This window comes from Kosakonia sp. AG348, from assembly GCF_003337365.1.
In the GTDB taxonomy this organism is placed as follows: Bacteria; Pseudomonadota; Gammaproteobacteria; order Enterobacterales; family Enterobacteriaceae; genus Kosakonia.
In genome coordinates this window covers 342,008-363,740 of record NZ_QPJR01000003.1, presented here as the reverse complement: position 1 = coordinate 363,740, position 21,733 = coordinate 342,008, and the positions used below count along the sequence as shown (strand labels likewise).

Below are 21,733 nucleotides of genomic sequence, written 5' to 3'. Positions count from 1 at the left end.
AGACCCTTAAGCGTTATAAACGATCGCGCCGCTGCCACAGCAGCAGCAAGAAAAACGGCCCGCCAATCAGCGAGATAACAATCCCGGCGGGAATTTGCAGCGGCGCAAAAGCCAGCCGTCCGAGTGAATCCGCCAGCAATACCAGTAATCCGCCCAGCATTGCGCTTCCCCACAGCAGCGCACGTTGGCCGCCGCGCAGCAGAAAGCGCGCCATATGCGGGGCAATCAGGCCAACAAAACCGATACTGCCCACGCAAGAAACGCTGGCGGCGGTGAGCAGCACCGGCGCGATAAAGCGCAGCAGTTGAAGGTGCGCAAGGCGCACGCCCAGACCGGTCGCCGCCTGATTACCGAGCAACGCCACATCCGCCGCGCGCGCGGTTACCAGTAAAATCAATGTTGCCGGAACCGCCCAGCACAGCGCCACCATCAATAACGGCCAGGTGGCAGCATGCAGACTGCCCGCCAGCCACATCATCGCGGTTTGCACATCGCGCACATCGGCGGTGGTCATAAACGCGCCAATCCCGGCGGCGAAGGTCCAGGAAACGCCAATGCCGAGCAGCACAAAGCGCGGGCGGGAAACATCGCGCGCCAGCGCCATCACCAGCCCGGCAGCGAGCAGTCCCCCCGCCATACCGGCCAGCGGTCGCCAGACTACACCAACGGCCGGAAAGCACAGCACCAGCGTGAGCACGACTACGCTCGCCCCCTCTTTCACGCCAATCAAGCCAGGATCCGCCAGCCCGTTACGGGTGATCGACTGCATCGCCGCCCCCGCCATGCCGAGCATCGCCCCGCACATTAGCGCCATCAGCACGCGCGGCAGTCGAATGTCCCACACCACGTACTGCTGCTCGCCGCTCAGCGCCTGAGGGAAAAATAACGCACGGCCAATAGAAGATGCCGGAACCGGCAACGAACCTTGTGTCACGCCCGTCAGCAGTAACGCCAGCGCCACGATGGCGAGCCCCAAAAGCCACATCAGCGCATGCGGGCGCAGCAGGCGCGAAAAAGCACCAACCCGCAAGCTGCGCAATCCGGCGCGCTGCAATGGGCTGCTCATTTGAAAAACCTCGCCGCCAGCGCTATAAACAGCGGCGCCCCTACCAGTGCGGTCATCACGCCGGTTGCCAGTTCCTGCGGCGCCAGCAGCGTGCGGGCGGCGATATCTGCCACCAGTAACAACAGCGCGCCGCCCAGCGCCGAAAGTGGCACAACCACACGTAAATCATCCCCGGCGAGACGGCGCACCATATGCGGCACCACCAGGCCAATAAAACCAATCGGCCCGGCGACCGACACCGCCGCACCGCACAGCAGCGCAATCGCCACCAGCGCCAATGCACGCGTTCGCATCAGTGACACACCTAAACCCCGCGCCATGTTGTCGCCCAGCGCCAGCATGTTCAGTGCCGGAGCCAGCCATAACGCTATCGCAAAACCGATAACAGCGGCCATTGCCGCATGCTGGATCTGTGCCCAATTCAGCCCGGCGAGATCGCCCGCCAGCCAGGTGCGCATAGTGAGCAGCGTTTGCTCATCAAGGATCAGGATCGCGGCGGTAATTGAGGAGGCAAACGCCGACAGCGCCACGCCGCACAGCGTCACCTTCATCGGCGTAAAACCCGAACGCCCGGCAGCCGAAAGCGCCATCACTAGCGAAAAGAGCAATGCAGCGCCGCCTGCGGCAATCAACGGACGGCTGAATGCGGCATCGCCGGAGCTAATGCCGAGCGCCGTGCAGGCCACGACCGCCAGCGCGGCACCGGAATTCAGCCCCAGAATATGCGGCTCGCCTAAAGGGTTGCGGATGACCGATTGCAGCAGCGCCCCGGCCACGCCAAGCGCGGCACCGGTGAACAGTGCCGCCACCAGACGCAACAAACGCAGGCTGATAATGACGCGATGATCAAAGTTGCGCGGATCGAAATCCAGCAGCGCCTGGATGACGGTTGGCGGCGCGATATAGCGCGCGCCAAGGCCAAGATGCGCAACCGATGCCGCCAGCACTACCAGTGTCAGCAGCAGTGAGGCCACACCCACGCGCCCGGCACGACGGCGGGCAGAAAACGCGACACTACTCATGCGCTTGTTCCGTCCGGTTTACGAAACGGCATAAAAAAGGGCTTACCGGTCAGCGGGTTAATCGATATCTGCACGTCAACATCAAATACGCGTTTGATCAGCTCAGGGGTACAGGCATCGCCTTCGTGAATCACTCCTTGTAAGCGCCCCTGTTTCAGGAACACCAGCGTGTCGGCGTAGTTGACCGCAAAATTGAGATCGTGCAATACCGCAACCACGGTGCGTCCATGACCGCGAGTCAGGGAATGCAGCAGTTCGAGGATCTCCACCTGGTAGCGCAGATCGAGAAACGTTGTCGGCTCATCGAGCAGGATCACCGGCGTTTGCTGCGCCAGCGCCATTGCTATCCAGCAGCGCTGACGCTGGCCGCCGGAGAGGCTGTCTACCGTTTGATGGGCGAATTCTGCAGTGCCGGTCAGATTTAGCGCGTCAACGACTGCCTGTTCGTCTTCTTCAGACCACTGGCGCATAAAGCTCTGCCACGGAAAACGCCCGCGCGACACCAGTTCAAAGACGGTGAGCCCTTCCGGCACAATCGGCGATTGCGGCAAAATACCTAACTGGCGGGAAACGGCTTTAGTGGGTTGGTGATGAATGGCTTTGCCATCAAGCAGCACGCTGCCGCCGAGCGGTTTGAGCATCCGGGCGATGGTGCCGAGCAGTGTGGATTTGCCGGAGCCGTTCGCGCCGACCAGCACGGTCATTTTCCCCGTAGGGATCGAAAGCGTAATGTCGTTGACAATCACCTTGCTGTGGTAGCCCGCCGACAGGCTTTCCAGCACGATCCCTTGCCCTGCGGCTTGATTTTCCACTTGCTGTGGCATGTTGACTCCTGCGCCGCAAGCTCATGAAAATAGCCGCGCACTAAACCATCAAACAAAAATAAATCTCATTCTCTTTTCGATATTGCCGTTTGCCGCTGTAGTAGTCAAGTGCCGTAGAAAGCGAAACCAACACCCTTTTATTTTGTGTTACTACAGAAAAACCGCCCCACAGGAATTAAAAATAATTATTTTATTTTCAATAAATTAATAAACATTCATCACAACTTATCGAGTTGTATTTCACGCCTGAAACCGCTGTAGCAAATTTCTTTCATTTTACGTTTACTACTACAAAGCCTCATGATTGAATGATTCTCAATTACATATCCGACGCTGTAGATTGCAGCAAACGGGTAGATTCGCGCAATCGGGCAATAAAGATAAAAACGTTCACTCCTGCGTTGTTCAGGTTTTTCGGGAAAAGTAGAATAAATGGCTGAGTTAACTCGTTGTATTTCCGGGCTGAAAGGGCGCGCGCTGTTTTCAGCGCTCTTTTTAGGGTCGGCTTTCACTCCTTTGACACATGCGGCAGATAAGCCGGAACAAAGCAAAGACGGCGATACCATTACCGTGCTGGCGGGTGCCTCTTCCGCCGATAAACAGGCGACTTCCGGCTACCAGCCGCTCAGCTCGTCCACCGCCACGCTGACGTCCATGCCGCTGCTGGATATTCCGCAGGTGGTCAACACTGTGAGCGATAAAGTGCTGGAAGATCAACACGCCACCAGCCTTGACGAAGCGCTGTACAACGTCAGCAATGTGGTACAAACCAACACGCTCGGCGGCACGCAGGATGCGTTTGTGCGCCGGGGATTTGGTGCCAACCGCGACGGTTCAATCATGACCAACGGCCTGCGCACCGTGGCGCCGCGCAGTTTTAATGCCGACGTATCTCGCGTTGAAGTGCTGAAAGGCCCGGCGTCCACGCTGTACGGCATTCTCGATCCCGGCGGGCTTATCAATGTGGTCACGAAACGTCCGGAAGCCCAATTCGGCGGCTCCGTTTCCGCCACCTCTTCAAGTTTTGGCGGCGGAACCGGCCAGTTTGATGTTACCGGGCCGATTGAGGGCACGCGGCTGGCGTATCGCCTGATTGGCGAGTATCAAAATGAAGATTACTGGCGCAATTTTGGTAAAGAGAAAAGCACCTTTATTTCGCCCTCGCTGACGTGGTTTGGCGATAACGCCACCGTCAACGTGCTCTACTCGCACCGCGATTACCAGACACCGTTCGATCGCGGCACGATCTTCGATCTCTCCACCAAACAGGCGGTGAATGTCGACAGAAAAACCCGTTTCGATGAGCCGTTTAACATCACCGACGGTGAATCCGACATCGCACAGTTGAACGCCGAGTACCGCTTTAACAGCGAATGGACCGGGAAAGTGGAGTACGGCTTCAGCCAGGATAAATACAGCGATAATCAGTCACGCGTGATGGCTTACGATGCCGCCACCGGTAATCTGACGCGCCGTGTGGATGCCACGCAAGGATCCACGCAGCGTATGCACACCACGCGGGCTGACCTGCAGGGTAATGTGAACATTGGCGGTTTTTATAATGAGATCCTCACCGGCGTTTCGTATGAATATTACGATCTGCTGCGTACTGACATGATCCGCTGTAAAAACGTCAAGGATTTCAATATTTACAACCCAGGCTATGGCAATGCCCGCAAGTGTACGTCCGTTTCCGCGTCCGACAGCGATCAAACTATCAAGCAGGAGAGCTACTCGGTTTATGCGCAGGATGCGTTATACCTGACCGACAAATGGATCGCCGTCGCCGGGATGCGCTACCAGTATTACACCCAGTACGCCGGGAAAGGCCGTCCGTTTAACGTCAATACCGACAGCAGCGACGAAAAATGGACACCGAAATTTGGCCTGGTCTACAAACTCACGCCATCGGTTTCGCTGTTCGGTAACGTAGCGAAAGCCTTTATGCCGCAGTCGTCCATCGCCAGCTATATCGGTGACTTACCGCCAGAAACCTCCACCTCTTACGAAGTGGGTGCAAAATTCGATCTGTTCGACGGCGTTACCGCCAATATTACGGCGTTTGACATCCATAAGCGTAACGTGCTGTACAACGAGATCATCGCCGGTGATACCGTGGCGAAAACCGCCGGTCGCGTGCGCTCGCAAGGTGTGGAAATGGATCTCGCCGGTGCGTTGACGCCGAACATGAATGTCATTGCCAGCTACAGCTACACGGCGGCGAAAGTGCTGGAAGATCCCGATTACGCCGGTAAACCGTTGCCGAACGTGCCGCGCCACACCGGTTCACTGTTCCTGACCTATGACATTCATAACGTCTTTGCCGGAAATACACTGACTCTCGGCGGCGGCGGTCATGGCGTTAGCCGCCGCTCTGCTACCAACGGCGCGGATTACTATCTGCCGGGCTACGCGGTTGCCGATGCGTTTGCCGCATACAAAATGAAACTGCAATACCCGGTAACGTTGCAGGTCAACCTGAAAAATATCTTCGACAAGACGTACTACACCTCGTCAATAGCCACCAATAACCTGGGCAACCAGATTGGCAATCCACGCGAAGTGCAGTTCACCATCAAAATGGATTTCTGATCTCCTCCCGTGAACAGGTGAGAAAGGTGCCCCGCAGGATGCGGGGCTTTTTTTGCCCATAACACTCACCTTCCCGCCAGCGCCTCACAGTGAACACCTGTTCACTAAACAGTCATTTGCGCGCCATCCTATTGCAGCATTTTTTTCACAGACTCTCTGGCTTTCGAACCCCGTAAATTCGTTTTCAGAAACTTATGAGAAAATACTGGCTTCCCTGGCTGATCCTGTCGCCGTCACTGCTGTTCCTGGCGCTGTTTACCTACTTTCCGCTATTTCGCTCGGTGTACGACAGCCTGTTCGATACCCGCATGGCAACGCAGGATGCGCCGTATGTCGGGCTGGGAAATTTCGCCCGCCTGCTGGATGACAGTGTGTTCTGGCAATCGCTGTTCAATAACCTGATTTATCTGCTGCTGACGGTGATCCCGGGCGTCGCGCTGGCGCTATTACTGGCAGTGGCGTTATGGGAAAACCACCGCATCAACCGCTGGCTGCGCACCGCCTTCTTCTTCCCGATGATTATCCCGATGGTCAGCGCCGCCGCGCTGTGGCTGTTTATCTTTATGCCCGGCCTCGGCATGCTCGATCATTACCTGGCGCAACTGTTTGGCCCGATGAACAACAACTGGCTGGGGCGCAGCAACAGCGCGCTGTTTGCGCTGGCGCTGATTGGTGTCTGGAAGTTTGCCGGTTATTACATGCTGTTCTTTCTGGCCGGGTTACAGGGCATTCCCGCGTCCACGCGTGAAGCGGCAGTTATGGAAGGGGCAACCTCAACACAGGTGTTCTTCAGGGTGACGCTACCGCTGCTGCGCCCGACCATCAGCTTTGTTGTTACCACCGCACTCATCTACTCGATTACTCAGATCGATCACGTCGCGGTGATGACGCGAGGCGGGCCGGACAACGCCACCACCGTGCTGCTCTATTACATCCAAAACCTCGCCTGGGATACCCACGATCTGGGCAAAGCCTCCGCCGCCACGTTTTTGACGCTGGTCGGGCTATTCATCTTCTCGCTGGTTAACCTGAAACTGCTGGAAAGAGGAGCGCATTATGAGCGTTGAAATCACGCCTGCCATCAATCGCAGCACGACCGTAGCGCGACCGTTGTGGCTGCGCCTGCGCTACTCCCATCCGGTAACGCTTGCGGTGCTGATGGTGTGCCTGGCGCTGCTGTGGGTGAGCCCCTTTATCTGGATGCTTTCGTCTGCTTTCAGCGCCACCACCTTTGGTGAAGGAATGGCGTCGATTCTGCCGCGCTTTCCGCTCACGCTGGATAACTTCCGCGACGCGTGGAACAGCGCCAACTGGCTGAGCCTCTACGCCAACACGCTGATTTTCGCCTTCGGCACCTTCTTCGTGCAGCTTTTCACCATCACCACCGCCGGTTACGTCTTTGCCTGCCACGAATTTCGCGGCAAGAAAACACTGTTCATCCTGTTTCTGGTGCAACTGATGATCATGCCGGTGGTGATGATGATCCCCAACATGCTGACACTCAAAACCTTCGGCCTGCTCAACACCCTGACCGGCGTGATGATGCCCTATTTCACCTCGGCGTTTGGCGTGTTCCTGATGCGCCAGGCGTTTCTCGCTATCCCGAAAGAGATCGAAGAAGCGGCACTGATGGAGGGCTGCCGCTGGTGGCAGGTGCTGTTCCGCGTGATGTTGCCAATGTCGTGGCCGTCGGTGCTGGCCTTCGCCACCGTCAGCATTACCTACCACTGGAACGAGTATTTATGGCCGCTGATGATGCTCAACGACCCGGACAAACAGGTGCTAACGGTCGGCCTGGTGTCATTCGCCATGGGCGCGGAGTCGGGCGGCCAGTGGGGGATGATCAGCGCCGGGACGCTGATGGTCTGTCTGCCGCTGATGGTCGCGTTTATCGCTTTTCAAAAGCAGTTTCTCCGGAGCTTTGGCTTTTCCGGGATTAAATAAGGAGTTGAGTGATGTTTTTAGCGCAAATTTCAGATACCCATTTCCGCAGCCAGAACGAGAAGCTGTACGGCTTTATTGATATCAACGCCGGAAATGCCGATGTGGTATGCCAGCTTAACGCGCTGCGCGAACGCCCGGATGCGGTCGTGGTCAGCGGCGATATTGTTAACTGCGGCCGTCCGGAAGAGTACCGCGTGGCGCGCCAGATCCTCGGTAGCCTCGACTACCCGCTGTTTGTTATTCCTGGCAACCACGATGACAAAGCCCACTTTCTCGAATATCTGCATCCGCTGTGCCCGCATCTGGGCAGCGATCCGCAAAACATGCGCTATGTGATTGATGATTTCGCCACTCGCCTGCTGTTCATTGATTCAAGCCTCGCCGGGGAATCGAAAGGCTGGCTGACCAATGAAACATTGAACTGGCTGGAAGCGCAGCTTAGCCAAAGCCAGGACAAACCCACCGCTATCTTTATGCACCACCCGCCTCTGCCGCTCGGTAACGCGCAGATGGATCGCATCGCCTGCGAAAATGGCCATCAATTACTGAAATTAGTGGAGCGCTTCCCGGCGCTGACGCGCATTTTCTGCGGCCACAACCACAGCCTGACCATGACTCAGTATCGCCAGGCGACGATTGCCACCATCCCGGCGACGGTGCACCAGGTGCCGTACTGCCACGAAGACACGCGCCCGTATTACGACATGTCGCCGCCGTCATGCCTGATGCACCGCCAGATTGGCGAGCAGTGGGTCAGCTACCTGCATCCGCTGTCGCATTACGCTGGCCCGTGGTTATACAACGAAAGCATCAGCTGCCCGGTGGATGAGCGTTAAGCCCATGTTAAGACTGCAAAACATCAGTAAACAGTTCGATGGCAAAGCGGCGCTCAGCGCGCTGACGCTGGATATCCACGACGGTGAATTCGTGGTGCTGGTTGGCCCTTCCGGCTGTGGGAAAAGTACGTTGCTGCGGCTGATTGCCGGGCTGGAGAGCGTCAGCGACGGCGCGATCCTGCTCGACAATGACGACATCACCACGCGTTCACCGCGCGAGCGCAACTTCGCGATGATCTTCCAGAACTATGCGCTGTTTCCGCACCTTTCCGTGCGCGACAACATCACCTTCGGCATGAAAGTGCGCAAGGAAGAGAAAGCGAGCTGGCAACCGCGCCTCGATCGCGTGGCGCAGATGCTGCAGCTCGACACGCTGCTGGACAGAAAACCGGCCAAACTCTCCGGCGGCCAGCGCCAGCGCGTGGCGATGGCACGCGCAATTGTGCGTAACCCAAAGCTGTTTTTGATGGACGAGCCGCTCTCCAACCTTGATGCGCGCCTGCGCACCGAGGTGCGAGACAGCATAATGGCGATGCACCAACAGCTCAAAACCAGCACCATTTATGTCACGCATGATCAGACCGAAGCCATGTCGATGGCCGATCGCATTGTGGTAATGAATGGCGGCCACGTGCAGCAAGTAGGTCGCCCGGAACACCTGTATGCGCACCCGGCAAACCTGTTTGTCGCCGGGTTTATCGGCTCACCGGCGATGAATCTGCTCTCGCTGCCGTGCGCCAGTGGCAACGTGCTGCTGGACGAGCAACACCTGCCGTTACCGCCTCACGCGCGCGATGCCGCCGATGTGTGGCTGGGCATTCGCCCGGAACACATTACCGATACGCCGGAAGCGGGCCAGTTGGTGCTGCCCGCCACGGTGATTCAGCGTGAACTGATGGGAGCCGATTATCAGCTCCACGTCAGCACGCCAATTGGCACCCTGCGCTATATCCGCCGTCACAGAGGCGATGTGCCCAATAAAGGGGACACACTCCGCGTCGGTTTTTCACCCCTTGATAGCCATCTTTTTGATGCGCAAACCTTGCTTAACTTACACCAGGAGAAAGACCATGCCTAAGCCTCTGCCAAAGACGCTGCGAGTGCTTACTTACGCCATTACCCTTGCCATTAGCGGCACTGCTATCGCGCAGGAGAAGATTGATTTCATGTTTCCGGCCCCGGTGGACGGCAAACTGACGATGGAGATGACGCGCATCATCAAGGCGTTTAACGATTCGCAAAAAGACGTGGAAGTACGCGGGATTTTCACCGGCAATTACGACACCACCAAAATGAAAGCCGAATCCGCGCAGAAAGCGGGCCAGCCCCCTGCGCTGGTGATCATGTCCGCCAACTTCACCACCGATCTGGCGCTGAAAGATGAAATTCTGCCGATGGACGAACTGTTCAAATACGGCGACAAAAAAGCGGGCGATTTCCTGCAAAATGCGTTCTGGCCAGCCATGCACAAAAACGCGCAGGTAATGGGCGTGACCTACGCCATCCCGTTCCACAACTCAACGCCTATTCTGTACTACAACAAAACGATGTTTGACCAGGCGGGCATCAAACAGCCGCCGCAGAACTGGAAGGAGCTGCTGGACGACGCGAAGAAACTCACCGACCAGAGCAAAGGTCAGTGGGGCATTATGCTGCCCTCCACCAACGACGATTACGGCGGCTGGATTTTCTCCTCGCTGGTGCGCGCCAACGGCGGTAACTACTTCAACGAAAACTATCCCGGCGAAGTCTATTACAACGCACCGACCACCATTGGCGCGCTGCGCTTCTGGCAGGATCTGATCTACAAAGACAAAGTTATGCCCTCTGGCGTACTGAACTCCAAGCAGATCAGCGCTGCGTTTTTCTCCGGCAAGCTGGGAATGGCAATGCTGAGCACTGGTGCGCTGGGCTTTATGCGTGAGAACACCAAAGATTTCGAGCTGGGTGTGGCGATGATGCCCGCGCAGGAGCAGCGCGCGGTGCCGATTGGCGGCGCCAGCCTGGTGAGCTTTAAGGGCATTAATGACGCGCAGAAAAAAGCGGCTTATCAGTTCCTGACCTACCTCGTCAGCCCGGAAGTCAACGGGGCCTGGAGCCGCTTTACCGGCTACTTCTCACCACTGAAAGCCTCTTACGACACCGCCGAGATGAAGGAGTATCTGAAGCAGGATCCGCGTGCGGCGATTGCGCTGGAGCAGTTGCAATATGCCCATCCGTGGTACTCCACTTACGAGACGGTCGCGGTGCGTAAAGCGATGGAAAACCAGCTCGCCGCCGTGGTGAACGACGAGAAAGTCACCCCGGAAGCCGCCGCCGAAGCTGCGCAGAAAGAAGCCGATACCTTGATGAAGCCATACGTCGAGAAAACGGCACTGCAAGCCGTGAAATAAGCCATTCAACCCCGCAAGGACGCGGGGTAGTTCTCCTTTTTCCTCGATGATTTTCTCTGTCTTTCCCGTATCATTTGAACACCAGCCAAAAGGTTCACGCGTTTGCGGTATCGGTTTGTCGCCAACACGCGTCGCGTGAAAAATGTTGTTCAATTTGCTTCACCGGTAAGGGCGTTATCCAGCAATGATTGATGAGAAAGCAGCTATTGAATCCGCGAAAGCGTACGCGTTAAAAAATTTCATCAACTCCTGGGACTATGATATGCACCTTGCGGCTCTTGTAGAGCTCGACGGTGTTCAGTATTGGGAAATCAAAACCAACCTGGCTTCACCGCCTGGCACGCCTTTCTATGAGCAAATCTTGCCCTCGCCGATTCGGTATTATGTCGATCCACAAACCGGGGAGTGCGTCGGGTATAAAACCCATCGGGATAAACAGATTAGCCAGCGCAAGAGGTGATAAGTATTGAGCTAGCCCCAGTAAGCATTTACTCACACGCCAGCCCCTGTGAATACTAAAACGGCTGGCGTTTCCGCCTTACTCTTCCCGCGCCAGAATTTTATCTAAATATGCCGCTAACTGGTGACGCTGCAGATAGCTGGTGACGTCGCGTTCCCAGCCTTTGCCATCGCCGAGTACCGCGCGGCTGTGTGTCGGGGCGTAAAGATAACGGGTGTCATACAGGTTCAGCAGCGACTGGTTCATTGCATCAATATTGGCACCGGTTTTTTTGCACTTCTCCTGCTGGATAGCCAGCGCGCGCAGCACCCGCTCCCGCGTCTCTTCATCGGGCGTATAACGCTGTTCGCTGAGTTCACTGAGCACCAGAAACTGCGGCTGAATGCCTTCTGCCAGCGCCGCCTGCAAACGATCGTGCCCGTCGAGAATGACAAACGACGCCAGCCCGGCGATAAACCACACCAGAATCGGCGGCAGCTCGCCTTCGCGGCATTTCTTGCGCCACCACTTTACGCGCCCGCTGTCTGGCTCCACCGGGTAACGCGCCAGCAGCAGATGACCGTTCCACCACCAGTCGACAAACGTCACCTTTTCCGGGTTTTGCAGATCGGGAAAATCCTCACTCCACAACGACCAGTTGACGCTGATTTGCGCGCTGCTGGCAGGCGTATGAAACCGCCACTGCGCAAACGGTAGCGGCTTATTCAGCACATACGGTGCTGTCGGTTTGACTTGTTCCATTGGGCGCAGCAACCAGCGGCGCGGTGACAGCAGCGGTGTGGGTGCCTCCATCAACTGGCGGGCAAAATAACGACACCAGTGGCTTGTCCAGTTCGTTTCGCCTGCGCGTTTGGCGCTTTCCACATCGGCAGAAGAGATGGCAGGCAATAGCAGTTGCTGAGCCGGATGATCGGCATTAAACACCAGCCAGACACCGGAGTGATCGTTGAGCATGGTGGCCCAGAACAACGTCTTGCCGTTGACCTGTAACGCCATGCGCCCGTTGTGCCCGCTTTGCATCTCCATTGCCTGACCGTCGCCTTCACGCACCATCAGTTCCAGCCCCTGCCAGCTCTCATTGTGATCGCGAAGATCCTTCCACCAGTAATCTGTCATGCCATTCTCCCTGCCAAGTGAACGAAAAGTGTAAAACACCATGCCGTCCACCATAACCCTAAAAATAATCTGCCTTTATGAGCAGTTAAACAGTTTCTCGCCACCCGTTTCTGTATCTTTATCGCTCAACTCACTGACAAGGAGCACACCATGTCTCACACCGAATCTCACTGCCACTCCTGCGGAATGCCGCTATCCGCACCGGAAGCCCGTGGCCCCAGCGATAAATATTGTGTCTGGTGTACCGACAGCGAAGGCCAGCTGAAATCCTGGGAAGAGGCCGTTTCCGGCCTTGCGCAGTACCTGGATTCCTGGCAGCACGTCGGCAACGAAGAAGCACGTAAACGCGCCGTTCGTTACCTGACGTCAATGCCCGCCTGGGCTGACAGGGCCTGATAACTCCCCCTTACTTTGCCGGGTCTGTTGCCCCGGCAAATGCCGCCGGATAAGGATCGACCGGTTTCAGGTCGGCCTGCGGTTTGCGCAGCGCCGCCTCCCAACCGCCGGTTTCGTCGTTGAGATTGATCTCGCGGCTGAACTGATCAAAGTCGCAGGCATCGAGCTTCGCTTCAAAGTTACGTTTGTGCTGGATAAATGCAGCGAGCTGCTCCTGATCCAGCGACTGCGCGAGATAAGGGTAGTGAATGCGCAGTTCGGTGGTGCCGTGCTCTTTTAGCAGATGGTTGACGCGGCCAAACAGCCGATCGACGCGCCCTACGCGCTGCTCGTTGTCGCCGGGTGTCCAGGCAATCCCGTAATGATGTACCTGGTTGCACTGCAAATGCAGGTTCACCCCTTCCTGGAACACGGACGTTGCCACCAACACGTTGGGATAAAAAGGGCTGTTGAACCCGAGGATCAAGCGTTGTCGGTTATCGGTTTGACCGCTGGCGTACCACGCCGGGCTTGAGAGGCTCGTCAGTTCCCGCCACGGTGTCTTCCAGTCGGCCAGCGGGTGATCGGTGATTTTTTCACACATCGCCTCGAAGGTTTCAATGCCATTGATGAAATAGCGCAGCAGTAACGATCCCGGCAGTTTATCGGCAATGCTGGCGGTAAAATCACGGTAACGCTTTTGCACATCCGACGTGGTGCTCTGGCGGCTAAAGCGGATAAACCAGCAGTAGAGTTCAATGATTACCGGGCTGGCGAAGATGTAGCCCGTTTTCAGGTAGTTGGCGAGGTTTTCCACGATCGCCGGATTGCTTGCCTGCCAGTGGCGAAGCTGCTGCTGGCAATGCGCGGGCAGCAGCGGAAACATCATCCCCCAGGCCGTTTGCAGCGGCTGCTCATAACGGTTTTCTTGCACCTTTTCGCTACGCGCAAGAGGCTGCTCGGTGGGCCACGTTTGCAGGCGAACATCGCGCGCCGCATCGCCAAAGTTATCGCGCTGGCGATCGGTAAGCCGGTAATAGGTGGCATATTGCGCACAGCAATAATCCGCCGCAGGCTCCAGAAACAGGGAGAACAGGCTTTCGGCCCGGCGAAAACGCTGGCTCACGTTGGTGCAATCGGTTCGTTTCTCACCGTTTTTTTTCACGACAAACAGATCGGCGATTTTCGATGAGAGCTTCAGCTCATTTTGCTTGCGCTCGTTGAGCTCCTCGTCGTCGTCACTACTTTCCGCATCGTCATCAAGGAACTCTGACGCCTCCTGCAGCACGTGCGCCGCCTGCGTTAAGCGATTGAAATATTTACGTGACCAGCCGTTTTTGCGCCATGCTTTTAGCGTCTCATCCGGCGATTCAACGCCCCAGGCAGCGATTATCTCCCGCGCCATCAGCTCGTCATATTCGGCATTAACGCGCTGGGTGATTTCACGCACCGAGGGGATGCGGCGCACAAACACCAGGTGTTTATCGCGATACAGCGGGCGTGGTGCAGTAAACAACTGTTCAGGCACGCACTGTTTAACCAGCGCGCCATATTTCGGGTGATCCGGAAAGCGGTGGTAGATATCCTGAAACGCTTGCGTCAGCTCTGCCAGCAAGCGTGAGTCCGGTGCCTGGTGAAAGGCGTCTTTCGCCATATCGTCCGAATTCTCTTCACCACTTTCGCTGTCCTCTTTTGCCACAATGCCCGTCGACTCAAACCCTTCGAGATAGCCATACTGGAACTGGCGGCGCTCACCTTTTGCGCCCAGCGTCTTTACCAGTTCGCGCTGGTAGAGGGCGAAAAAGAGTTCCGCATCCGGGTTGTCGGTAAAATCCGCCGCCGTCGCCTGCTCATGGCGGTAGTTATATTTGTTGTTGGTCACGCCCTTTCCCTGCATTTGTCTCAGGCGGCGAATGGCAAAGGTTTTTAACAGCGTTTTGGCGTCGCCGTCCGGGCTAATCGCGTCCGGATCGACGAAGTAACGCAAAATATCGGCGACATTACGCGATGAAGAGTGATTCGGCGTCGCGGTGAGTAACAATGTTCGCTGCCCTAAGCGGTTATCGTCCTCGCCAAAAAAGCGCTTCGCCGCCGCCGCGCGCTGGGATTTGCCATCGCGGTTACGGAAGTAGTGCGCCTCATCAATGATGATGAGATCAAATCCCTGTTCGCCCAGCGTGGCTTTAATCTGCGCATGAATTTTCCCGGCCTGGCGCGCGGCGCGCTCCTGCACGTTCTGCTCTTTTTTCTCCCACTCCGGCACCAGCCCGCTGAGCGAGTGAATGGTGGTCAGGTAAAAATTGCCCCGTGATTCGCGGATATCCTGCTCCAGCTCGGGCAACCTTGTGAAAATACGCGCCTCGTGCACCGGCTCCCTTTGCGCATTACAAATTTTCGAATTTTTAGCGCGATAGTGATGCAGCAAAAAGGTTTTATATTCCCGTTTCCAGTGCAGGCAAATGTCTTTATTGGGCGCGAGGATGAGGATTTTCGCATCGGGCTTTTTATGCCAGAGCTGGAGCATCACACCAATCGCCTGAAAGGTTTTGCCCATCCCCACTTCATCGGCCAGCAACGCCAGCCGACGTTTCGCCAGAATGTTCCACAGCCCGGCGACACCTTCAGCCTGACGCGCGGCCATTGAAGACTCCTGCGCATCGTATTGCCAGTTGTCCTGCGAGGCATCAAAACTCATCTTTTCCGCCACCGCCTGCGGCGTGATGGCTTTCCAGTTATCAGGCTTCATATCCACACCTTTGCTTTATTGCGTCGAGGTACTGCTGGCGCTGTTTTCCTTTCACCGGTAATGGCGGAATGTCGATGACAAGCTTCGGCCACGCGTGGGCGGCGAGGCTCTTTTTGCGGTAGCGCTTTTTCGCCAGCTGACAGAGGCTTTGCACCTCGTTGGCCATAAACCAGCCAAACAGCGTTCCTGGTTGCGCGGCGAGGTGTTCGCGGACTTTCTCCACCAGCTCGAGCAAACAGCCAGGACAGGTAAACAGCCAGTAGTGCAGCGAGGCATCATCGTTCAGGGCTTCGAGTTGTTCGCGGCGTTTTTCCAGCGCGTAGAAAAGGCGGAAATAGCTGGTGGCGCTGGTCTGCACCTGCGGCTTTTCCTCAGGCGGCGCATCCTCTGCCGAATCACCATCGCGCAGTGTTTCACGCAGGTGCACCGCGTCGTTGTCCTGCGGATCAACATCACTGATATAGCTGTTCAGAAGATCGTGCAGCGAGTCAAAACCGTTCACCCGGCGAAACGCCTGCCCCACTTCATGAATAATGCCCTGCCAGTCCGCCTCGCCGGGGCGGATGACGGTATAAAAATGCTGGGTTAACACCTCATCCGGCTGATCGGCAACCAGATCGCGCAACGCAACCAGTGACTTACCGCGCCAGCGCAGGGGAACCTCTTGTAAAAGACCGGGTAAGCGCAGCGAGTATTGCTCGCTGGGTTTGCCGTCGAACCACTCTCCACTGACACGATAGCGGGCAGAGCGCCAGTCAAATTGCACCTGTAAATCAAAGGGTAACTGTTCGAAATCCGGTAACCTTTCTTCCTCAAGCAACACCGCGCTGGCAAACCCGACGTCTTTATTCAGAGGTTCACCGACAATGGTGGTTTTTGGCGCAACGCTGTGCACAATGCCCGCTTCAATATTCCAGTGACTGCTTTGCTTGCCCACAGTCAGACTGCTACAACCCGGCGCGGTGAAATTCCAGGAACCGATCGCCAGTCGGGCCGACGTTTTTCCTGTCGCCAGCCAGATTTTGGCGTGAGTGAGTTCTGAGCGCTCGTCACGCGCGATCGGGTTTTCGCAAAGAAGTAGCCGATTCGACGCTCGTAATGCCTCAACGTTTTCGCCGCCGGGCGTGCGCAGATATAGGCCTTGAAGTAAATCCGGCACCAGATCGACTTTTAACGCCAGGTTGCCCAACGCCTGTGACAAAGAAGTGATAAAGCCCCCCAGATCGGCGGCCAGATAGGGCGACCAGACGGAGAGCTTTTTGACACTATCGCCATTTGCCAACGCTTTTAGCAACGAGGGACCGGAGAGGGAATGAATAAAATCCCAGTCAGGATCGTCATGGGAAAATTTCCGCCGCACCGGAAATGCGTCGTCGACAACAATATTCGGGTCTACCAGCGTAAAAAAGGACTTAATCTGCTGGTACTGCTTGTTGGTACTGACACGGCGAAAATCGACCGCTTCCTGATTGCGCCCCCAACCGCTGAGTGTCAGGTTCGCGCTGCCCGCCCCGAGGATAATATCGCCGTGGATATCCTCGATATAGAGCACTTTGGGGTGAAAGAGGCTGTTGCGGGCATCCAGATGCGGCGCAATCTGTCGCACGGACACTGGCAGCACCGCGATGGAGGTGCGCTTATGCTGCTCCTGGGTTATCAGACGCTTATCGCAATAGATGCGAAAATCGATCTTTTTACGGGTGAGATCGAATTGCAGACGTTCAAACTCGCTGCGGTTTTTCGGCGGCTCTTCCAGGCCCAGCACCGCAGGCAGCAGGTGCGTTTCAATAAAACTGATATTGATATTAAAGCTGGTCAGCCAAACCCGTTTGATCTCGCCAAGCGTCGCCAGTTGCGCTTTCAGTTCGTTGATTAATTTCACTTTTCTTCTCCACGCAACCCTTTCAGCATATAGCGGAACTGCGGGATGTAATACCCATTCACCCAGTCATCATTCTTGCGATCCTCATGCATCGGACGCGCAGGAACCTGCAACGTTAGCGTTTCGCCAGTAAGCGTTATCCATGGTAGCTGGCCGCGGCTTTGCATCACATACTCATGATATTTGAGTAATTCAATGGCTTGCGCAGCAACAGAAGGTGCCTGCGCAACATGCAACAAACGCTCAAGGCGGGTATGCGCCGTGCCGGAAAGTGCGGGCAGCAGCGTCTTATCGTTTATCACCTGTTCAGCTCGTTTCGGTAACGTATGATCATCCAGCCCACGCTGCGCCCAGAACTGGCGAATATCCTCTAATGTCTGTTTCTTACGCTGGCAAATCCCGGCAAATAACAAATCAATCGCCGCCAGATAAGGTTCAACATGCACGATATGGCGCAACAACCGGCGATCGGCTTCGTTATGGCTAAGATGTAGCGCCCGGTGATAAATATCTGCCGCAGGCAGTTTTTCCGACGCCTGTTCAAGGGCGTGATACAGCGCACCGCTAGCGCCTTCGCGTAAGCGGGTCATCTCAAACCAGAAATCCCTGGCGTAGTTACCCACATATTCCGACGAGCGAAAAGCCTGGACATACGCCTGGGTGAGTTTTTTATCGATATCAGCAAAGTGAAGCGTCAGATCCCGTTTGAGTCGCGCGCCAAGCTGCGTTTTCAGGCAGTCGCATAACAGGCGAAAAAGCGTTTTTAGCTGCGGTGTTTGCAAAATAAATTGCCCGGCCTGTTCCCATGCGGATATGCCTTCTGCCAACTGATAATGATATTTTTGATCGAAGAAGTGCATATTCATCATCGGCGTTTTATAACGCCCGTTGGTGCCCAGAAATAATTGCTGGGTCAGCAGTTGACTATCCGATCCGTGGCCGAAAATAAGCGGGGGATTATTAAAATCTGCGAATAGTTTGCGGGCTTTAACGATGCCCAGCACGCCGGTGGTGACAACACCCTTTTTGCTCTGGCTATCGCACATCGATAAGGTGTAAATATTCTCTAAGAAAAACAAACAGGCGTGCGTCAGTTTTACATCGTTTTTGCCGCCATAGATTTTTTGTAATGCGTCGCCGAGCTGTGTTTTATCGTCGCCGAGAACGCTGCGAATAACATAATGGTGGAGCAGATTGAGTGTGTAGTGACGAACATCATTGGCGACTGAACTAATACGGTTGCGAAAAATCTGCTGCCCGAAAGAGGACCAGACAATCAATTGACCAAGAGGATCAATATTCAATTCACCGCTGAGTGATTCGTCATATTCCGTAATAAAACGCTGAAGATTCATTAAAATTTTATTTAAGGAAAAACAGGCAGTTATTATCCTCTTTTTACCTGCTCCATGACATCCTCATCTTTGGTACTTTACAGGCAGGCGGGCGATCTACAGCTTCTTACGCCGATCTTCCTACAAATTTAATCTTTTAAAAATCAATCAGTAAAACGTTATCGCGCATTAATTTTATAAATTTAGCTTGCAATCAAATAGCGCACTACTTAAATTGCACTCCACAGCCGGACACAACGGCACCTAACACAACCAACTAAATAGCACGCGATACAATCGCAAGGGAGATAAGATGTCACGTTCATTACTGATTGCCATGAGTTTAGTTGCCTCCAGCGTTTCCACCGCCTGGGCCACCGATGCGCCAACACCGACCGCGGGGGTGGCGAAATTTCTTTCCGCGCTGAACAGCAGCGGCGGTAAACCGATTGAACAACTTTCCCCGCACGATGCCCGCCAGGTGCTGATTGGCGCCCAGCAGGGCGCGAAACTGCCGCCAGCCGATGTCTCGGAGAAAACCATCACCGTTAACGGCCAACCGCTTAAACTGACCATCGTTAAACCACAAGGCGCAACCGGAACCTTGCCGGTGTTTATGTTCTTCCACGGCGGTGGCTGGGTGCTGGGCGACTATCCAACTCATGAACGTTTAGTTCGCGATCTGGTGACTGAATCCGGCGCGGCGGCAGTGTTTGTTAACTACACGCCATCACCGGAAGCGCACTTCCCGGTAGCGATTAATCAGGCGTATGAAGCGACCCGCTGGGTTGCCGAACATGGCAAAGAGATTGGCGTTGATGGTTCACGCCTGGCGCTGGCTGGTAACAGCGTGGGCGGCAATATGGTCGCTGCCGTTGCCTTGCAGGCCAAAGAACATCACACACCAGCGATTCGTTACCAGGTGATGTTCTGGCCGGTTACCGACGCGCGCTTTGAAACCGGCTCCTATAACCAGTTTTCCAGCGGCTATTTCCTCAGCAAAAACATGATGAAATGGTTCTGGGATAACTACACCACCAAAGAGAGCGACCGCCGCAACATCCTCGCTTCCCCGCTGGAAGCCAGCAGCGCGCAGTTGAAAGGCCTGCCGCCGACGCTGATTCAGACCGCCGAACTGGACGTGCTGCGTGATGAAGGTGAAGCATTTGGTCGTAAACTGGATGCTGCAGGCGTGCCGGTGACGGTCACCCGCTATAACGGCATGATCCACGACTACGGCTTGCTGAACGCACTCAGCGAAGAACCCACCGTGCGCACCGCCTTATCACAGGCCGCACACGAACTGCGCACCCACCTGCAATAAGCCCCACGAACCCACCTTACGCGGTGGGTTCTTTTATTTTGGCCGGGTTCGCCTCGTCATACGCCGCCTGCGCGGCCAGCACCGCATCCATATTGTGCTCTACCCAGTGCGCCAGCACGGAGACGGTTTCCGTCAGCGTGCGGCCCAGTGGCGTCAGGCTGTACTCCACCGACACCGGCACGGTGTAAAACACCTGGCGGGCGATAATGCCATCGCGCTCAAGTTTGCGCAGCGTCTGGGTTAGCACCTTTTGGGTGATCATGCGGATATCCCGCTTCAGGCCGTTAAAACGCATCGGGCCATTTTCCAGCCGCGCCAGCACCAGTAGCGCCCATTTATCCGCCAGGCGTGCCAGCATATCGCGCGTCGGGCAGCGGTTATCGTAGATATCGTAAGGAATGGACGGCTTAATCATAACGACAAACTCTCGTAGTAGGTTTCCTTGAGGAAACGTAGTGCCCCTGGAGTGCCTTCTTCCGCAACCGGAACCGGATGTGTATAACTCAAAGCTTAAGTTTCTATTTGATACTAAGGTGCCAGAAATGGCAAAAGTTCTCCTGCGCAATAGTGAGGAATAAAAGGATGATTACCCGGCTGAACAAGGCGTTTCTCAGTCTCACCACGCACCCGGAATTTGGCAAGCTGCTGTTGCGTCTGACATTTGGTGTGTTGATGCTGTTCCACGGCGTGGCCAAAGTGCAACATGGCATCGGCTGGATTTCCGACATGCTGGTGGCGCAGGGCTTGCCGGGTTTTATTGCTTACGGCGTATTCATTGGCGAAATCATTACGCCAGTGCTGATTATTATTGGTCTGTTTACTCGCCAGGCGGCGTTTATTTACGCCTTCAATATTCTGGTCGCCACATTACTGGTCGGCATGGGGAAATTCTTTACCCTGACCAATGTTGGCGCTTGGGGTCTGGAAAGCGAGGCGCTCTATTTCCTGGGTGGTTTAAGCATTATGTTTTTGGGCGCGGGGAAATACACCCTGTTTGCCGGGAAAGAAAAATGATGGTGGTCGTGCAAACTGGTTTGTACGACATCTCTCTTCGATAGGGGAAAATTATGTCTACGGTTGTGATCTATTATTCCGGCTACGGCCACACCAAAGCAGTGGCGGAGAAAGTGGCAGAAGGCGCCAACGCACAGCTTATTGTTATTGATAATAACGGCGATATTCAGGAGAGCGACTGGCAATTGCTGAATGACGCAAAAGCGATCATTTTCGGCGCGCCAACCTATATGGGCGGCGTACCGTGGCAATTTAAAAAATTCGCCGACGCCAGTTCAAAAGCATGGTTCACCCGCGCCTGGCAGGATAAAGTTTTCGCCGGTTTTAGCAACAGCGCCAGCCTGAACGGCGACAAACAAGTGTCTTTGCAATACCTGCAAACGCTGGCCTCACAGCATGGCGGCATCTGGGTAAGCCTGGGCTTGCTGCCCGCGAATACGCTGGCCGCAACGCGCCAGGATATCAACAACCTCGGCGGCTCCGTTGGCTTGCTGGTGCAGTCTCCCTCTGATGCCGGCGCAGACCAAATCGCCTCCGGCGATCTGGATACCGCAGTGAAATTCGGCCAACGCGTCGCGGATATCGCTCGCCGGTTTAACTGAGTTTTTTGGTAATTAATAAGAGAGCCAGGGAAACCTGGCTTTTTTGTAGTTTGGCAAAACACTGGGTTTAAGAAAAATCTTATTTCACAAAGATAACTATGCAGTAAGCATCTACGTGCTCTTCTCAATATCGGTTATTTTGCTTTTGGAAAATTTCACCGATATTAAAGAGTGGAAAACATTTAATGCGATGGGTTGCAGGA

Annotated in this window: 19 protein-coding genes; 11 read left to right on the top strand and 8 right to left on the bottom strand. The window is 55.4% G+C overall.

Annotation, left to right across the window (positions count from 1 at the left end):
* Nucleotides 1-13: 13 nt before the first annotated feature.
* Genes DFO56_RS08855 through DFO56_RS08845 form a run of 3 tightly spaced genes read right to left on the bottom strand, consistent with a single transcriptional unit; the run spans nucleotide 14 to nucleotide 2,912 of the window.
* Nucleotides 14-1,066: an iron ABC transporter permease gene (locus tag DFO56_RS08855; protein WP_045510185.1), complete on the bottom strand. Its 1,053-nt coding sequence runs from the start codon at nucleotides 1,064-1,066 to the stop codon at nucleotides 14-16.
* On the bottom strand, nucleotides 1,063-2,088 hold the full coding sequence (locus tag DFO56_RS08850; protein WP_045510188.1) for an iron ABC transporter permease: 1,026 nt from the start codon (nucleotides 2,086-2,088) through the stop codon (nucleotides 1,063-1,065). Before DFO56_RS08850 ends, DFO56_RS08855 begins: the two co-directional genes overlap by 4 nt.
* Nucleotides 2,085-2,912, bottom strand: a complete 828-nt coding sequence (locus DFO56_RS08845; protein WP_045510189.1) for an ABC transporter ATP-binding protein — start codon at nucleotides 2,910-2,912, stop codon at nucleotides 2,085-2,087. Before DFO56_RS08845 ends, DFO56_RS08850 begins: the two co-directional genes overlap by 4 nt.
* A 432-nt stretch (nucleotides 2,913-3,344) precedes the next feature.
* Here DFO56_RS08845 and DFO56_RS08840 point away from each other — a divergent pair, with 432 nt between their 5' ends.
* From DFO56_RS08840 to DFO56_RS08810, 7 genes are all read left to right on the top strand, one after another.
* Nucleotides 3,345-5,504, top strand: a complete 2,160-nt coding sequence (locus tag DFO56_RS08840) for a TonB-dependent siderophore receptor (RefSeq protein ID WP_045510191.1) — start codon at nucleotides 3,345-3,347, stop codon at nucleotides 5,502-5,504.
* A gap of 194 nt (nucleotides 5,505-5,698) precedes the next feature.
* Entirely contained in the window at nucleotides 5,699-6,571 is an 873-nt protein-coding gene (locus DFO56_RS08835) for a carbohydrate ABC transporter permease (protein ID WP_045510194.1), read from the top strand.
* Nucleotides 6,561-7,448 carry a carbohydrate ABC transporter permease gene (locus DFO56_RS08830; protein ID WP_045510197.1) on the top strand — a complete coding sequence of 296 codons (888 nt, stop codon included), beginning with the start codon at nucleotides 6,561-6,563 and terminating at the stop codon, nucleotides 7,446-7,448. Before DFO56_RS08835 ends, DFO56_RS08830 begins: the two co-directional genes overlap by 11 nt.
* An 11-nt stretch (nucleotides 7,449-7,459) precedes the next feature.
* Nucleotides 7,460-8,284, top strand: a complete 825-nt coding sequence (locus DFO56_RS08825; RefSeq protein WP_045510200.1) for a phosphodiesterase — start codon at nucleotides 7,460-7,462, stop codon at nucleotides 8,282-8,284.
* 4 nt (nucleotides 8,285-8,288) lie between these two features.
* Nucleotides 8,289-9,362 carry an ABC transporter ATP-binding protein gene (locus DFO56_RS08820; protein ID WP_045510204.1) on the top strand — a complete coding sequence of 358 codons (1,074 nt, stop codon included), beginning with the start codon at nucleotides 8,289-8,291 and terminating at the stop codon, nucleotides 9,360-9,362.
* Nucleotides 9,355-10,677, top strand: a complete 1,323-nt coding sequence (locus DFO56_RS08815) for an ABC transporter substrate-binding protein (RefSeq protein ID WP_045510207.1) — start codon at nucleotides 9,355-9,357, stop codon at nucleotides 10,675-10,677. The genes DFO56_RS08820 and DFO56_RS08815 overlap by 8 nt, the downstream gene beginning before the upstream one ends.
* A 184-nt stretch (nucleotides 10,678-10,861) precedes the next feature.
* On the top strand, nucleotides 10,862-11,137 hold the full coding sequence (locus DFO56_RS08810) for a hypothetical protein (RefSeq protein WP_045510210.1): 276 nt from the start codon (nucleotides 10,862-10,864) through the stop codon (nucleotides 11,135-11,137).
* A gap of 78 nt (nucleotides 11,138-11,215) precedes the next feature.
* On the opposite strand, the gene DFO56_RS08805 is transcribed toward DFO56_RS08810, so the two are convergent.
* A complete protein-coding gene (locus DFO56_RS08805; protein WP_045510214.1) occupies nucleotides 11,216-12,253 on the bottom strand; it encodes a hypothetical protein in 1,038 nt (345 codons plus the stop codon).
* Nucleotides 12,254-12,403: 150 nt separating this feature from the next.
* On the opposite strand from DFO56_RS08805, the gene DFO56_RS08800 reads away from it, so the two are divergent.
* Complete coding sequence (locus tag DFO56_RS08800; protein ID WP_020456384.1) at nucleotides 12,404-12,649, top strand: zinc ribbon domain-containing protein; 246 nt, start codon at nucleotides 12,404-12,406, stop codon at nucleotides 12,647-12,649.
* 10 nt (nucleotides 12,650-12,659) lie between these two features.
* Here the strand turns inward: DFO56_RS08800 and DFO56_RS08795 are convergent, their stop codons facing one another.
* Genes DFO56_RS08795 through DFO56_RS08785 form a run of 3 tightly spaced genes read right to left on the bottom strand, consistent with a single transcriptional unit; the run spans nucleotide 12,660 to nucleotide 18,611 of the window.
* Nucleotides 12,660-15,374: a DEAD/DEAH box helicase gene (locus tag DFO56_RS08795; protein WP_045510217.1), complete on the bottom strand. Its 2,715-nt coding sequence runs from the start codon at nucleotides 15,372-15,374 to the stop codon at nucleotides 12,660-12,662.
* Entirely contained in the window at nucleotides 15,364-17,256 is a 1,893-nt protein-coding gene (locus DFO56_RS08790; RefSeq protein ID WP_045510220.1) for a hypothetical protein, read from the bottom strand. Before DFO56_RS08790 ends, DFO56_RS08795 begins: the two co-directional genes overlap by 11 nt.
* On the bottom strand, nucleotides 17,253-18,611 hold the full coding sequence (locus DFO56_RS08785; RefSeq protein ID WP_045510223.1) for a hypothetical protein: 1,359 nt from the start codon (nucleotides 18,609-18,611) through the stop codon (nucleotides 17,253-17,255). Before DFO56_RS08785 ends, DFO56_RS08790 begins: the two co-directional genes overlap by 4 nt.
* 316 nt (nucleotides 18,612-18,927) lie before the next feature.
* On the opposite strand from DFO56_RS08785, the gene DFO56_RS08780 reads away from it, so the two are divergent.
* Nucleotides 18,928-19,914 (top strand): alpha/beta hydrolase, encoded by a 987-nt coding sequence (locus DFO56_RS08780; protein WP_370447803.1) that lies wholly within the window; start codon nucleotides 18,928-18,930, stop codon nucleotides 19,912-19,914.
* Between the two features lie 16 nt (nucleotides 19,915-19,930).
* On the opposite strand, the gene DFO56_RS08775 is transcribed toward DFO56_RS08780, so the two are convergent.
* Entirely contained in the window at nucleotides 19,931-20,329 is a 399-nt protein-coding gene (locus DFO56_RS08775; RefSeq protein WP_020456379.1) for a helix-turn-helix domain-containing protein, read from the bottom strand.
* 167 nt (nucleotides 20,330-20,496) lie between these two features.
* Here DFO56_RS08775 and DFO56_RS08770 point away from each other — a divergent pair, with 167 nt between their 5' ends.
* On the top strand, nucleotides 20,497-20,928 hold the full coding sequence (locus DFO56_RS08770; protein WP_020456378.1) for a DoxX family protein: 432 nt from the start codon (nucleotides 20,497-20,499) through the stop codon (nucleotides 20,926-20,928).
* 53 nt (nucleotides 20,929-20,981) lie between these two features.
* Nucleotides 20,982-21,530: a flavodoxin family protein gene (locus DFO56_RS08765; RefSeq protein WP_017457750.1), complete on the top strand. Its 549-nt coding sequence runs from the start codon at nucleotides 20,982-20,984 to the stop codon at nucleotides 21,528-21,530.
* The last annotated feature ends 203 nt before the right edge of the window (nucleotides 21,531-21,733 follow it).

Bases quoted from the DNA above. Each gene is read 5' to 3' on its own strand.
- DFO56_RS08855 (WP_045510185.1), bottom strand. From the start codon at position 1,066: ATGAGCAGCCCATTGCAGCGCGCCGGATTGCGCAGCTTGCGGGTTGGT.
- DFO56_RS08850 (WP_045510188.1), bottom strand. From the start codon at position 2,088: ATGAGTAGTGTCGCGTTTTCTGCCCGCCGTCGTGCCGGGCGCGTGGGT.
- DFO56_RS08845 (WP_045510189.1), bottom strand. From the start codon at position 2,912: ATGCCACAGCAAGTGGAAAATCAAGCCGCAGGGCAAGGGATCGTGCTG.
- DFO56_RS08840 (WP_045510191.1), top strand. From the start codon at position 3,345: ATGGCTGAGTTAACTCGTTGTATTTCCGGGCTGAAAGGGCGCGCGCTG.
- DFO56_RS08835 (WP_045510194.1), top strand. From the start codon at position 5,699: ATGAGAAAATACTGGCTTCCCTGGCTGATCCTGTCGCCGTCACTGCTG.
- DFO56_RS08830 (WP_045510197.1), top strand. From the start codon at position 6,561: ATGAGCGTTGAAATCACGCCTGCCATCAATCGCAGCACGACCGTAGCG.
- DFO56_RS08825 (WP_045510200.1), top strand. From the start codon at position 7,460: ATGTTTTTAGCGCAAATTTCAGATACCCATTTCCGCAGCCAGAACGAG.
- DFO56_RS08820 (WP_045510204.1), top strand. From the start codon at position 8,289: ATGTTAAGACTGCAAAACATCAGTAAACAGTTCGATGGCAAAGCGGCG.
- DFO56_RS08815 (WP_045510207.1), top strand. From the start codon at position 9,355: ATGCCTAAGCCTCTGCCAAAGACGCTGCGAGTGCTTACTTACGCCATT.
- DFO56_RS08810 (WP_045510210.1), top strand. From the start codon at position 10,862: ATGATTGATGAGAAAGCAGCTATTGAATCCGCGAAAGCGTACGCGTTA.
- DFO56_RS08805 (WP_045510214.1), bottom strand. From the start codon at position 12,253: ATGACAGATTACTGGTGGAAGGATCTTCGCGATCACAATGAGAGCTGG.
- DFO56_RS08800 (WP_020456384.1), top strand. From the start codon at position 12,404: ATGTCTCACACCGAATCTCACTGCCACTCCTGCGGAATGCCGCTATCC.
- DFO56_RS08795 (WP_045510217.1), bottom strand. From the start codon at position 15,374: ATGAAGCCTGATAACTGGAAAGCCATCACGCCGCAGGCGGTGGCGGAA.
- DFO56_RS08785 (WP_045510223.1), bottom strand. From the start codon at position 18,611: ATGAATCTTCAGCGTTTTATTACGGAATATGACGAATCACTCAGCGGT.
- DFO56_RS08780 (WP_370447803.1), top strand. From the start codon at position 18,928: ATGAGTTTAGTTGCCTCCAGCGTTTCCACCGCCTGGGCCACCGATGCG.
- DFO56_RS08775 (WP_020456379.1), bottom strand. From the start codon at position 20,329: ATGATTAAGCCGTCCATTCCTTACGATATCTACGATAACCGCTGCCCG.
- DFO56_RS08770 (WP_020456378.1), top strand. From the start codon at position 20,497: ATGATTACCCGGCTGAACAAGGCGTTTCTCAGTCTCACCACGCACCCG.
- DFO56_RS08765 (WP_017457750.1), top strand. From the start codon at position 20,982: ATGTCTACGGTTGTGATCTATTATTCCGGCTACGGCCACACCAAAGCA.